The sequence below is a fragment of the Rhodopseudomonas sp. NSM genome (genome assembly GCF_052445935.1).
Taxonomy (GTDB): Bacteria; Pseudomonadota; Alphaproteobacteria; order Rhizobiales; family Xanthobacteraceae; genus Rhodopseudomonas.
The window spans coordinates 339,962-352,755 of the sequence record NZ_JBQTCH010000001.1 but is presented as its reverse complement, the minus strand read 5'-3'; the positions used below and the strand labels follow the sequence as shown (position 1 = coordinate 352,755).

The 12,794-nt window shown below is 66.5% G+C and carries 9 protein-coding genes; 6 read left to right on the top strand and 3 right to left on the bottom strand.

Annotated elements, in window-relative coordinates; translation table 11 throughout:
* Positions 1 to 113 precede the first annotated feature (113 nt).
* Genes hpaE through hpaH form a run of 3 tightly spaced genes read right to left on the bottom strand, consistent with a single transcriptional unit; the run spans position 114 to position 2,881 of the window.
* On the bottom strand, positions 114 to 1,664 hold the full coding sequence (gene hpaE, locus ACTZWT_RS01555; protein WP_444767961.1) for a 5-carboxymethyl-2-hydroxymuconate semialdehyde dehydrogenase: 1,551 nt from the start codon (positions 1,662 to 1,664) through the stop codon (positions 114 to 116).
* Complete coding sequence (locus tag ACTZWT_RS01550) at positions 1,657 to 2,055, bottom strand: 5-carboxymethyl-2-hydroxymuconate Delta-isomerase (protein ID WP_444767960.1); 399 nt, start codon at positions 2,053 to 2,055, stop codon at positions 1,657 to 1,659. The genes hpaE and ACTZWT_RS01550 overlap by 8 nt, the downstream gene beginning before the upstream one ends.
* A 19-nt stretch (positions 2,056 to 2,074) precedes the next feature.
* Positions 2,075 to 2,881, bottom strand: coding sequence for a 2-oxo-hept-4-ene-1,7-dioate hydratase (hpaH, locus tag ACTZWT_RS01545; RefSeq protein ID WP_444767959.1), 807 nt, complete (start codon positions 2,879 to 2,881; stop codon positions 2,075 to 2,077).
* A gap of 196 nt (positions 2,882 to 3,077) precedes the next feature.
* Between hpaH and hpaR the strand changes: the two genes are divergently transcribed.
* The 6 genes from hpaR to ACTZWT_RS01515 all read left to right on the top strand — a co-directional run bounded on the left by hpaR (position 3,078) and on the right by ACTZWT_RS01515 (position 12,786).
* A complete protein-coding gene (gene hpaR, locus ACTZWT_RS01540) occupies positions 3,078 to 3,572 on the top strand; it encodes a homoprotocatechuate degradation operon regulator HpaR (RefSeq protein WP_444767958.1) in 495 nt (164 codons plus the stop codon).
* Between the two features lie 96 nt (positions 3,573 to 3,668).
* On the top strand, positions 3,669 to 4,754 hold the full coding sequence (locus tag ACTZWT_RS01535; RefSeq protein ID WP_444767957.1) for a malate/lactate/ureidoglycolate dehydrogenase: 1,086 nt from the start codon (positions 3,669 to 3,671) through the stop codon (positions 4,752 to 4,754).
* Positions 4,755 to 4,927: 173 nt separating this feature from the next.
* Complete coding sequence (locus ACTZWT_RS01530; RefSeq protein WP_444767956.1) at positions 4,928 to 5,704, top strand: HpcH/HpaI aldolase family protein; 777 nt, start codon at positions 4,928 to 4,930, stop codon at positions 5,702 to 5,704.
* A 315-nt stretch (positions 5,705 to 6,019) separates the two neighbouring features.
* A complete protein-coding gene (locus ACTZWT_RS01525; RefSeq protein WP_444767955.1) occupies positions 6,020 to 9,385 on the top strand; it encodes a transglutaminase family protein in 3,366 nt (1,121 codons plus the stop codon).
* 9 nt (positions 9,386 to 9,394) lie between these two features.
* Positions 9,395 to 11,911 carry a circularly permuted type 2 ATP-grasp protein gene (locus ACTZWT_RS01520; protein WP_444767954.1) on the top strand — a complete coding sequence of 839 codons (2,517 nt, stop codon included), beginning with the start codon at positions 9,395 to 9,397 and terminating at the stop codon, positions 11,909 to 11,911.
* On the top strand, positions 11,908 to 12,786 hold the full coding sequence (locus ACTZWT_RS01515) for a transglutaminase family protein (RefSeq protein ID WP_444767953.1): 879 nt from the start codon (positions 11,908 to 11,910) through the stop codon (positions 12,784 to 12,786). Before ACTZWT_RS01520 ends, ACTZWT_RS01515 begins: the two co-directional genes overlap by 4 nt.
* The last annotated feature ends 8 nt before the right edge of the window (positions 12,787 to 12,794 follow it).

The window sequence follows — 12,794 nt, the reverse complement described above, 5'->3', positions numbered from 1 at the left end:
TCCATAACCCCTGTATTGGCGGCTGTGCAAGAACGCGTGCACGGGGATTATGGATTCCGGGTTCGCTCGCTGCGCGAGCGCCCCGGAATGACAAACGCAGAGATCTTGCACTACTACACCGCCCCCAGCTTCTGGATCTTGTGGGTGCCGCGCGCGAGCGAGACGTGCTTGGTCTCCATGTAGAACTCGAACGAGTAGTCGCCGCCGTCGCGGCCGATGCCGGATTGTTTCATGCCGCCGAACGGCGTCGGCAGGTGGCGGACATTCTCGGAGTTGAGCCAGATCATTCCGGCTTCGAGCGCGTCGGCGACGCGGAGCGCGCGGCCCATGTCGCCGGTCCAGACATAGCCGGCGAGGCCGTAGCGGATGTCGTTGGCGATAACGATTGCGTCGTCTTCGTCCTTGAACGGAATCACCGTCAGGAACGGGCCGAACACTTCCTCCTGTGCCACCTTCATGTCGCCGCGAGCGCCGGTCACCAGCGTCGGCTGCACATAATGCCCGCCGCCGGGCCCATCGAATCGCGCGCCGCCGACCGCGACGGTGGCGCCGTCCCGTTTTGCGATATCGAAATAGGAGCAGACCTTGTCGAGATGGCGCTGATGGATCAGCGGCCCCACTTCGGTCGCGGGATCGAGCGGGTGGCCGACCTTCAACGCGCGCACGCGGGCGGCGAGCCTGTCGATGAAACTGTCGGCGATGCTGTGCTGGATCAGCAACCGGCTCGACGAGGTGCAGCGCTCGCCATTGAGCGAGTAGATCATGAACACCACGGCGTCGAGCGCGCGGTCGAGGTCGGCGTCGTCGAACACGATCACGGGGTTCTTGCCGCCGAGCTCGAAATGCACCCGCTTCAGCGTCGGCGCGCCCTGCGCCATGATCGCGGCGCCGGTCGCGGTTTCGCCGACGAAGGCGATCGCCTTGATGGCGGGATGCTCGGTCAGCGCCTTGCCGGCCTCTTCGCCGAAGCCGTGCACGGTGTTGAGCACGCCGTCGGGAAGCCCGGCCTGCTTGCAGATCCGCGCCAGCAGATCGGCCGTCACCGGCGACCATTCGGCGGGCTTGTGCACCACGGTGCAGCCGGCGGCGAGCGCTGGGGCGATCTTCCAGGTCGACAGCATGAACGGCGTATTCCACGGCGTGATCACGCCGACGGGACCGATCGGCACCCGGGTCGAGACGTTCCAGTGCTCGTCACTCGGCGTGCTGAGGCCGTCGCGCGCCTCCGTGCATTTGTCGGCGAAGAACCGAAAGTTCTCGGCGGCGCGGATCGCGGCCTTGGCCATGAAGCGATGCGCCTGTCCGGTGTCGATGCATTCCAGCACGGCGATGTCGTCGGCGCGGGCCTCGATCGCGTCGGCGACCTTGTGCAGCAGCTTGCGCCGCGCTGGCGCGGTGATGTCGCGCCACGCCGGAAATGCGCGCTTGGCCGCCTGCGCCGCGCGGTCGATGTCGTCGGCCGTGCCACGTGCGACTTGCGCCAGTATCGCGTTGTCGATCGGCGACTGCGTCTCGAACATCTTGCCGGACGACGACGACACGATCGCGCCGTCGATGACGTGGCCGATGCCGTCGGCGCGCAGCTTCTTCAACAGCGGCGCGGCGCGGTCGAGATTGGCCTGAAACGCGAAGGCGGCTTTGGGAGCAGGGGCGGCGTCAGCCATGGCGGGCCTCGGCGATCAACAGGTCGTGGATCGAGTTTCGCTTCCAGGATGTCTCCTTGTCGTTGATCTGCATATCGAACGACAACGCGAAGCCCTCATCGGCGAAGAGCGGGTCGAGATAATGCGACAGCGCGGCGAAGATGTGCTCGCCGGCGCGCTTGCGCGCGGGCAGGTCGCGGCCCTCGCCGAGCCGAAGCAGCATCGCGAGAAACGCAAAGCCGTCGCGGCCGTCGGCGATGGCGTAGGTCTCGCAGCGAAGGGCGCGGACGCGAATTCCGCCGACCGGAAAAATTCCGGTCTCGATCGCGCTGGTGCGCACCAGCTCGACGATTTCGGCCATGTCGACGCGGTCGTCGAGATTGGCGGAATATTCGATGGTGAAATGCGGCATAGATGCGCTCGCTCGATGATCAGCCGAAGTAACAACTCACGGTGCCGTAGGGACCGTAATCGGCCTGAATCGTGTCGCCCTTGCGGCATTCGATGGCGCGGATGAACGATCCCGCCAGCACGATCTGCCCCGGCTCCAGCGCCAACCCCTGCAGTGCAAGTGTGTTGGCGAGCCACGCCACCGCATTCGCCGGATGATTCAGCACGCCGGCGGCGAGGCCGGTCTCTTCGAGTTGGCCGTTCTTGCTCACGAGCGCGCCGATCCAGCGCAGATCCGTCTCCTGCGGCCGGATCGGCCGGCCGCCGACCACGATGCCGGCATTCGCCGCGTTGTCTGCGATGGTGTCGAAGATCTTCCGCGTCGCCTTGGTCTCAGGATCGGTGCGCTGCACGCGCGCATCGAGAATTTCCAGCGCCGGCACCACGAAATCGGTGGCGTTGAGGACGTCGAACATCGTGCAATACGGGCCTTCGATGCGATGCCTGATGACGAAGGCGAGTTCGGCCTCGATCCGTGTCGCGATGAAGCGGTCGGTCGGCACCACGCCGCCGTCGGCGAAGAACATGTCGTCGAGCAGCACGCCCGAATCCGGCTCGTCGATGCCGAGCTGGCTCTGCATCGCCTTGGACGTCAGCCCGATCTTGTGGCCGCGGACGATCCGGCCCTCGGCGAGCTTGATCGCTATCCACGCCTTCTGAATTGCGTAGGCGTCCGCGATCGTGATCGCCGGATGATCGAGCGAGAGCTGGCGGATCTGGATCTTGGTCTTTTCAGCCTGATGCAGCCGTTCGGCCGCGGCGCGAATCTCGTTGGTCGACAACGCCATGGTCGGGCTTCCGTCCCCACGCGATCGTTCGAACAAAGTCGTCGCGTGAAAAACGATTAACATGTTAAATGATGAGGCTCAAACCGAAACAGTTCGTGTTGCGATGCAATAGAATTTGGCCATCACAGCCGGGCGATCACCCATGAAAGCGCCGAAGCGACCCGGAGGCAAATCGTCGACGGATCATCGTGTCCCGATGCGCGAGTTCTCGCGCTCGCTGCCGATGGCGCTGCTGCGCGGCCGCGAGGCGGTGATGCGGCATTTCCGGCCGCTGCTGCGCGCGCATGGCCTGAGCGAGCAGCAATGGCGGATCCTCCGCGCCCTGACGACGGTCGATGCGATCGAAGCCACGGAACTGGCGCATGATGCTTATTTGCTGGGGCCGAGCCTGTCGCGGATGCTGCGCGATCTCGAGGCCCGCAGGCTGATCGCGCGCAAGCCTGCGAAGCAGGATCATCGACGCAGCATGGTGTCGATCACGGCGAAGGGCCTGACCCTGATCGAGACGGTGGCGCCGTTTTCGGAGGCGATCTACGCCGCGATCGCGCGGCGCCACGGCGCTGCAAGACTCGCCGAGTTGCAGGAGATGCTGCGGCTGCTGGAAGCGAGCCTGTCGACGATGCCGGTGCGTCATGCGACCGAAGCGGTGGACAGCCCGGAGAATTTTCGCTCAACTCCCAAGCGCAAATGACGGCCATGGCCAAAGGTCCGGCCGCGACGGGAGGACGATGATGGATCTGATGCAGGGCAGGGCCGCGCGCGCCCGCCACGACATGGCCGTGCCGACATGGTGACGATCCAGGCCGACCGACTGATCGATTTCGTCGCCCAGGTGTTCGAGCGCGCCGGTTCGTCGAAGGAGGAGGCGCGGCGGATCGGCAGCTATCTCACCACGGCCAATCTCACCGGCCACGACAGCCACGGCGTGATCCGCGTGCCGGTGTACATCCGCTGGCGCAATGCCGGCGCGGTGCATCCGGATCAGACCGTGGACGTCCCGGTCGATCTGCCGTCGCTCGCGGTGGTCGACGGCAAGTTCGGCTACGGCCAGACCGTCGGGCCGCAGGCGGTGCGGATCGGCATCGACAAGTGCAAGGCGCAGGGGCTGTCCGCGGTCGGACTGAAGAACGCCGGCCACATCGGCCGGATCGGCGACTGGGCCGAGATGGCGGCGGCGGAGGGGCTGGTGTCGATTCACTTCGTGACGGCGGCCGGCTCGATTTTGGTCGCGCCATATGGCGGCGTCGAGAGAAGGCTGTCCACCGCGCCGTATTGCGTCGGGGTGCCGCGGCCGGGCGCGCCGCCGGTGGTGCTCGACTTCGCCACCTCGATCGTCGCCGAAGGCAAGGTGCTGGTCGCCGCCCGCGGCGGCAAGAAACTGCCGAAGGGCGCGCTGATCAATCCCGACGGCACATTCAGCGAAGACCCGGCCACGCTTTACGGCCCGTTCGAACAAGACGGCCCGATCAATCATGTCAACGGCGAGGGCGCGATCCGCGCGTTCGGCGAGCACAAGGGCTCGGGGCTGGCGCTGATCTGCGAGTTGCTCGGCGGCGCATTGAGCGGCAACGGCGCCACCGGGCCCGACCGGCCGTTCGCCAACGGCATGTTCTCGATCTATGTCGACCCGAAGCGGATCGATCCCGAGCATGTGTTCGACGCCGAAGTCACGCGCTATGTCGATTACTTCAGGAGCGCGAAGACGGTTGCCGGCACCGAACAGGTGCTGATCCCCGGCGATCCGGAAATGCGTAACCGCGCCGAGCGTACCGCAAACGGCGTGCCGCTGCCCGACGACACCTGGGCCGCGATCGTCGCGACCGCGCGCGAGGTCGGCGTCGACGAACGCGCGATTCAGCAGGCTGTTGCGTGATTTTCCGTCATTGCGAGCGAAGCGAAGCAATCCAGGCGCCACGCGCGCGGCGCTGGTTTGCTTCGTCGCGGAGCCTGTGCTCGGACGGCGCGGAGCGCCGATCCGAGTGCTCCTCGCAATGACGGAGCGAGGATCTCGATAACTAATAACCGACTGCGGCAGGAAAGACGGCAATGGCAAACAAGGTGAAACAACTCTGGGCCGACGGCAAAGTCGTGGTCAACGGCTGGCTGGCGATCCCGTCCGGCTTCTCCGCCGAGGTGATGGCGCAATGCGGGTTCGACAGCGTCACTGTCGACATCCAGCACGGCGTGCAGGACTATCAGTCGATGGTGGCGTGTTTCCAGGCGATGAACGGCCATCCGGTGACGCCGATGGTGCGGGTGCCTTGGAACGAGCCGGGCGTCATCGGCAAGGTGCTGGACGGCGGCGCTTACGGCGTGATCTGCCCGATGGTCAACACCAGGGAAGAGGCCGAGGCCTTCGTCCAATATTGCAAATACCCGCCGCGGGGAACGCGCAGCAACGGACCGATCCGCGCAGGGATGTACGGCTCAGGCGGCAGCTATCAGGACACGGCGAACGACGAGACGCTGTGCATCCCGATGATCGAGACCCGCACCGCGGTCGACAACATGGAGGCGATCCTCGACGTCGAGGGCATCGCCGGCATCTATGTCGGGCCGAGCGACCTCGGCTATTCCTACGGCTTGGTGCCGAAGCTCGACCGCGAGGAACCGGAGATCCTGAAGATCTACGACAAGCTGCTGAAGGAATGCGACAAGCGCGGCATCTATCCCGGCATCCATTGTTCGGGCCCGGCCGGCGCCGCCAAGAACATCGCAATGGGCTTCAAGCTGGTGACGCTGCTCAACGACAGCGGCATCATGGCGACGGCGGCGAAAGCCTGGGTCGGCGAGACGCGGAGGAATTCCGGCGGCAAAGCGTAGCTGCTGCTCCTCCGCAATCGTCATCCTCCGCGAAAGCGGAAGATCCAGTATTCCAGAGCGTCGCCGTTCTGATCATCGACCGATCCAGATGCGGTCGAGGTCGTTCGTCTTGAACACCGGCGCTCCGGGATACTGGGCCGTCCGGTCGAGCCGGACGATGACGGCTGGGGTCGGGGGCGGCTTTGCCCGAACAACGCGTGTCCACGTCACATCAGGCCTTGAAACGCCCCATCCCTGGGCATCCCTTGCCCTTTGTTAGCGCTTGATCCCCCCCGATTCCGGTGTTCTGCTCAAAATGAATGCTGGAGTTGCCCTGTGTCGATCTTCGTCGCCCTTCATCACGTCACCCACTATAAATACGATCGCCCGGTCGACATCGGCCCCCAGACCATCCGGCTGCGCCCGGCGCCGCACACCCGAACGCCGATTCTGTCGTATTCGCTGAAGGTCACGCCGGCGAACCACTTCATCAACTGGCAGCAGGACCCGCAGGGCAACTGGCTGGCCCGGTTCGTGTTTCCGGAGAAGGCGAACGAACTCAAGATCGAGGTCGATTTCTCCGCGGCGATGACGGTGATCAATCCGTTCGACTTCTTCGTCGAAAGTTACGCCGAGACCTTCCCGTTCGCCTATAGCGACGATCTGCAGACCGAACTGGCGCCCTACATGGCGACCACGGAGCCCGGGCCGCTGTTCAAGGAGTATCTCGCGAGCATTCCGCGCGAGGCGGAGAGCACGGTCAATTTCCTGGTCGATCTCAACGCCAAATTGCGCGAGCGCGTCAGCTATATCATCCGGATGGAGCCCGGCGTGCAGACGCCGGAGGAAACGCTCGCCGCCGGCGCCGGCTCGTGCCGTGATTCGGCCTGGCTGCTGATCCAGACGCTGCGCCATATCGGCCTGGCTGCGCGATTCGTCTCCGGCTATCTGATTCAATTGCGGCCGGACATCGATCCGGTCGAGGGCCCGCGCGAGGTCGAGAACGATTTCACCGATCTGCATGCCTGGTGCGAAGTCTATCTGCCGGGCGCCGGCTGGATCGGCTTCGACGTCACGTCGGGCATGCTGGCGGGCGAGGGCCACATCCCGGTCGCGGCGACGCCGCATTATCGGACCGCGGCGCCGATCTCCGGCGTGGTCGGCTTCGCCAATGTCGATTTCAATTTCGAGATGAGCGTCAAGCGCATCCGCGAGGCGCCGCGGATCACCCGGCCGTTCTCCGACGAATCCTGGGCGCGGCTCGATGCGCTCGGCGAAAAGGTCGACGCCGATCTCATCGCCGGCGACGTGCGGCTGACGATGGGCGGCGAGCCCACTTTCGTGTCGATCGACGACATGGAATCGCCGGAGTGGAACGTCGCCGCGGTCGGCGGCGCCAAGCGGATGCTTGCCGATGATCTGATCCGCCGGCTGCGGACGCGGTTCGCGCCGGGCGGTTTGCTGCATTTCGGCCAGGGCAAATGGTACCCCGGCGAAAGCCTGCCGCGCTGGGCGTTCGGCCTGTACTGGCGCAAGGACGGGTTGCCGATCTGGAAGAACGCCGACCTGATCGCCCCGGTGTTCGGCCAGCGCCCGGCGAAGGTCGAGCAGGCCGAGCAGTTCGCGATCGGCACGGCGAAGCGACTCGGCATCGACACCGACTACGTGCTGCCGGCGTTCGAGGACCCGAGCCATTGGCTGCAGAAGGAAGCGTCCCTGCCGCCGAACGTCGATCCGCTCGACAACAAGCTGGCGGACCCTGAAGAGCGCGCGCGGATGGCGCGGATCTTCGATTCCGGCCTGACCACGCCGAAGGGTTTCGTGCTGCCGATCCAGGCCTGGAATGCCGAAGCGCCGACGCCGAAGAAGCGCTGGCGCAGCGAGCGATGGAAGCTGCGCCGCGGCAACCTGTTCCTGATGCCGGGCGATTCGCCGATGGGCCTCCGGCTGCCGATCGCATCGCTGCCTCACATTCCCGAGGAGGACTATCCGTTCATCAACGAGCGCGATCCGCTGGACGAGCGCGGCCCGCTGCCTTCGTTCGCGCCGCCTTCGTTCGCGCCAGCTTCGTTCACAGCGCCTTTGTCCGCAGCGCCCGCAATGGCGGAACAGCTGTCGCTGTCCGAGGAAGCGTCCGCGCCGGGTGGCGCCACCCAGATCGTCGAGGAGCAGAAGCTGCGCAAGGGCGGCGTGCGTACTGCGATGTCGATCGAGATCCGCGAAGGCGTGCTGTGCGCCTTCATGCCGCCGACAGAGACCATCGAGGACTATCTCGAACTGGTGTCCGCGGTCGAGGCCACAGCGGAAGAGATGCAGCTGCAGGTCCACGTCGAGGGCTATCCGCCGCCGTTCGATCCGCGCATCGAAGTCATCAAGGTGACGCCCGATCCCGGCGTGATCGAAGTCAACATCCACCCGGCGCAGAGCTGGCGCGAGGCGGTGCAGACCACGTTCGGCCTGTATGAAGAGGCGGCCCAGGTGCGGCTGGGCGCCAACCGCTTCCTGATCGACGGCCGTCACACCGGCACCGGCGGCGGCAATCACGTCGTGATCGGCGGCGCCAAGCCCGCCGATTCGCCGTTCCTGCGACGTCCGGATCTGCTGAAGAGCCTGGTGCTGTTCTGGCAACGACATCCGGCGCTGTCCTATATGTTTTCCGGCATGTTCATCGGTCCGACCAGCCAGGCCCCGCGGATCGACGAGGCGCGGCACGACTCCCTCTATGAATTGGAGATTGCGCTGGCGCATGTGCCGCCGCCGGGCGTCAAAGGCCCGCTGTGGCTGGTCGACCGGCTGTTCCGGCACATCCTGGTCGACATCACCGGCAACACCCATCGTGCCGAATTGTGCATCGACAAGCTGTATTCCCCGGACAGCCCGACCGGCCGCCTCGGCTTGGTCGAATTCCGCGCGCTCGAGATGCCGCCCGACCCGCGAATGTCGCTGGCGCAGCAGCTCCTGATCCGCGCGCTGATCGCGAAGCTGTGGAAGGAGCAGCTCGACGGCAAGTTCGTGCGCTGGGGCACCGCGCTGCACGACCGCTTCATGCTGCCGCATTTCCTCTGGGAGGACTTCCGCGACGTGCTGGCAGAGCTCGGCCGCGCGGGCTACGCATTCGAGCCGGAATGGTTCACCGCCCAGCTCGAATTCCGGTTTCCGGTGTTCGGCAGCGTGTATCATGGCGGCGTCACGCTGGAGCTGCGCCAGGCGCTGGAGCCGTGGCACGTGCTCGGCGAAGAGGGCAGCGCCGGCGGCACCGTGCGCTATGTCGACAGTTCGGTGGAGCGGCTGCAGGTCAAGGCCGAAGGCTTCGTCGAGGGGCGCCATGTCATCACCTGCAACGGCCGTCGCCTGCCGATGACGCCGACGGCGCGGGTCGGCGAGGCGGTCGCCGCGGTGCGGTTCAAGGCCTGGCAACCGGCCTCAGGCCTGCACCCCACGATACCGGTGCATTCGCCACTGGTGTTCGACATCGTCGACACCTGGAACGGCCGCTCGCTCGGCGGCTGCGTCTATCACGTCGCCCATCCCGGCGGGCGCTCTTACGAGACCAAGCCGGTGAATTCCTACGAGGCCGAGGCGCGGCGGCTGGCGCGCTTCCAGGACCACGGCCATACCCCGGGGCGGATCGATCCGCCGCAGGAAGAACGCACACTTGAATTCCCCCTGACCCTCGACTTGCGCACGCCGCTGCTGCATTGATGCAGGGGCATGGGAGTTGAGGGATTGGCGCAGCAGAACAGTCAGGCGAAACGCGCCCGTCCGCGTGACCGGAAGGTCGCGCAGTGGACCCGCGACTATGCGCGGCTGCCCGGCATCCCCGACGAATTCATCGGCGACGACGGCGTGCCGCGCGCGGTGTGGACGCGTTATTTCGACGCCTTCGCAGGCCTTGCGCCCGACGAGATCGAGCGCCGCTTCCGTAATGCCGACCGGCACCTGCGCGACGCCGGCGTCACCTATCGGGCGCCGGGCGATGCCGCCGAGCGCGCCTGGCCGCTGAGCCACGTCCCGCTGCTGATCGACGATGCCGAATGGCAGCAGATCGCCGCCGGCATCGCGCAGCGCGCGACCCTGCTCGAATGTGTGCTGCAGGATCTCTACGGCGAAGGGCGGCTGGTCGCGGAGGGCGCAGTGCCGGCCGCGGCGATCGCCGGCAGCCCGGAATATCTGCGCGCGGTCGCCGGCATCAAGCCGCCGGGCGGGCGTTATCTGAATCTCTACGCTGCCGATATCGGCCGCGGGCCGGACGGCCGCTGGTGGGTGCTCGGCGATCGCACCCAGGCGCCGTCGGGCGCGGGCTATGCGCTGGAAAACCGGCTGGTGCTGTCGCGCGCCTTCACCGATCTGTACAAGTCGATGAATGTCGAGCGCGTCGCGCCGTTCTTTGAGGCGTTTCGCGACTCCTTGCGCGCCAGCGCCGACCGTGACGAGCCGCGGATCGGCGTGCTGACGCCGGGACCTTTCAGCGAGACCTATTTCGAGCACGCCACGCTGGCGCGTTATCTCGGGTTCCTGCTGGTCGAGGGCGACGATCTCGCGGTCTCCGGCGACCGCGTCCACATCCGCACCGTTGCCGGATTGAAGCGGCTCGACGTCCTGTTGCGCCGGGTCGATTCCAATTCGCTCGATCCGCTCGAGCTCGACGCCTCGTCGCAGCTCGGCGTGCCGGGGCTGATCGACGTGCTGCGCAAGAACGGCGTCGTCGTCGCCAACATGCCGGGCGCCGGCGTGATCGAGGCGCGATCGTTGCTCGGCTTTCTGCCGAGTCTGAGCCGCCGCCTGCTCGGCGAGGACCTGACGATGCCGCACATCGCCACCTGGTGGTGCGGCCAGACCTCGGCGCGCGAAGAGGTGCTGTCGCGGCTCGACGAATTCGTCATCGAAGGCGCCTACGGTCCGACCGTGCCGGGATTCCCGAACAGCGGCGCTGTGCTGCCGGCGGAATTGCCCCCCGCCGTGCGCGACCGGTTGCGCGATGCGATCGCGACCCGCGGTATCGACTATGTGGCGCAGGAACAGGTGCGACTGTCGACCACGCCAGTGTGGGACGACGGCAAGCTCGCGCCGCGCCCGTTCGTGCTACGCGTGTTCGCGGCCGCGACCGAGCACGGCTGGACCATCATGCCCGGCGGGTTCTGCCGGATCGCCGAGCGGCTCGACTCGCGCGCGGTGTCGATGGGCCAGGGCGCCCGCGCCGCCGACGTTTGGGTGGTGTCCGATCACGCGGTGTCGACGGCGTCGCTGCTGCCCGCCGTCGACAACGTCCGGATTCGGCGAATCACCGGCCTGCTGCCGAGCCGCGCCGCCGACAATCTGTTCTGGCTCGGGCGCTATCTCGAACGCGCCGAAGCGACGCTGCGGCTGGTGCGCGCACTCAGCGCGCCGCAGCGCGACCCCGGCAAGGGACCGCTGCATCATGCGATCGAGCGGATTCAGCGGTTGCTGATGAGTTGGGGCGCGACCTCGCTCGGCGCCCGCGCGCAGACCGCGAAGATCGCCGCCGACGCATTGCAGAGCGAGGAGGAGTTCGGCTCGGCGCTGTCGCTGATCCGCGCCGCCCAACGCAACGCCTCGTCCTTGCGCGAACGGCTGTCGCCGGACGCCTGGCAGGTGATCACGCAAACCGCCGAGCGGCTGGGCAAGCCCGCCGAGGACGAAGAGGCGGTGACGGGCCTGGCGGAAATCACCTTGCAGGAGCTCGCGAGTTTCTCCGGCCTGTCTCAGGAAAACATGAATCGCGCCGCCGGCTGGCGCTTCCTGCGGATGGGGCGTCGGATCGAGCGCGCCGTCAATACGGCCAGGTTTGCGCGGCAGTTCGCCCCCGACGACGCCAGCGCCGAAGATCTCGACCTGCTGCTGACGCTGGTCGATTGCCAGATCACCTATCGCTCGCGCTATCTGCTGGCGCCGCTGCTGGCGCCGGTGCGCGATCTCGCGGTGCTCGATCCCTACAATCCGCGTTCGGTGGCGTTCCAGGTCGAGGAACTGAACGAGCACATCGGCAGCCTGCCGTCGCTGAAGGAGGGCGGACTGATCGAGCGGCCGCAGCGGCTCGCGGTCGCGCTGCAGGCGACCTTGACCACAGCGGAGGCCTCCGCGGTCGACGCGCGCTGGCTGTTCGCGCTGGAGCAGGATCTGCTGTCGCTCGCCGACGCGATCGGGTCACACTACTTCCCGCACGGCGCCAGCGCGACACGGCCTGAGAAGCTGACGGGGCTGGCTTGATCTACGATATCCGTCACGTCACGAGCTACAATTACGGCAGCCAGGTCAGCTACGCGCGCTGCTCGCTGCGGCTGAAGCCGCTGAGCGACGCCAGTCAGACGCTGATCTCGCACAGCATCGAGATCAAGCCGCGGCCGGCGACGCGCGCGTCCCGGATCGATTTTTTCGGTATCCCGACCGAGAGTATCGTGATCGAGACGCCGCACAAGATGCTGCGGATCGACAGCCGCTCGCGCGTCGAGGTCGATCGCACGCCGCCCGCGCGCGACAGCGGCAGCGCGGCGTGGGAAAGCGTGCGCGAGGCGGCGCTGGATTGCGCCAGTCTCGATGCGGACGCGCCGGTCGGCTACGTCTTTCCGAGTTCGCTGGCGCCGATCCAGCATGCCGTCACCCGCTATGCGGCCAAGAGTTTTGCGCCGGCCCGCGGCATTCTTGCCGCAGCCGCCGATCTGATGCGCCGTATCCACACCGAGTTCAAATACGATCCGAAAGCGACGGTGATCTCGACCCCGCTCGCCGAAGTGTTCGAGAAACGCCACGGCGTCTGTCAGGATTTCGCGCATGTGATGATCGCCGGCCTGCGCGGGCTCGGCGTGCCGGCTGCTTATGTCAGTGGTTACTTGCGGACCTATCCGCCGCCGGGACAGGAACGGCTGCAGGGCGCCGACGCCACCCACGCCTGGGTCTCGGTGTGGTGCGGCAACGAGATCGGCTGGCTCGGATTCGATCCGACCAATGATCTGCTGATCGGCAACGACCACATCGTGCTCGCGGTCGGCCGCGACTTTTCCGACGTCTCGCCGGTCGACGGCGTGATCGTCGGTTCGCGCAGGCAGAAGCTGTCGGTCGCGGTCGACGTCATTCCGGTCGAGTAGTTGGGTCC

Bases quoted from the DNA above. Each gene is read 5' to 3' on its own strand.
- hpaE (WP_444767961.1), bottom strand. From the start codon at position 1,664: ATGGCTGACGCCGCCCCTGCTCCCAAAGCCGCCTTCGCGTTTCAGGCC.
- ACTZWT_RS01550 (WP_444767960.1), bottom strand. From the start codon at position 2,055: ATGCCGCATTTCACCATCGAATATTCCGCCAATCTCGACGACCGCGTC.
- hpaH (WP_444767959.1), bottom strand. From the start codon at position 2,881: ATGGCGTTGTCGACCAACGAGATTCGCGCCGCGGCCGAACGGCTGCAT.
- hpaR (WP_444767958.1), top strand. From the start codon at position 3,078: ATGCGCGAGTTCTCGCGCTCGCTGCCGATGGCGCTGCTGCGCGGCCGC.
- ACTZWT_RS01535 (WP_444767957.1), top strand. From the start codon at position 3,669: ATGGTGACGATCCAGGCCGACCGACTGATCGATTTCGTCGCCCAGGTG.
- ACTZWT_RS01530 (WP_444767956.1), top strand. From the start codon at position 4,928: ATGGCAAACAAGGTGAAACAACTCTGGGCCGACGGCAAAGTCGTGGTC.
- ACTZWT_RS01520 (WP_444767954.1), top strand. From the start codon at position 9,395: ATGGGAGTTGAGGGATTGGCGCAGCAGAACAGTCAGGCGAAACGCGCC.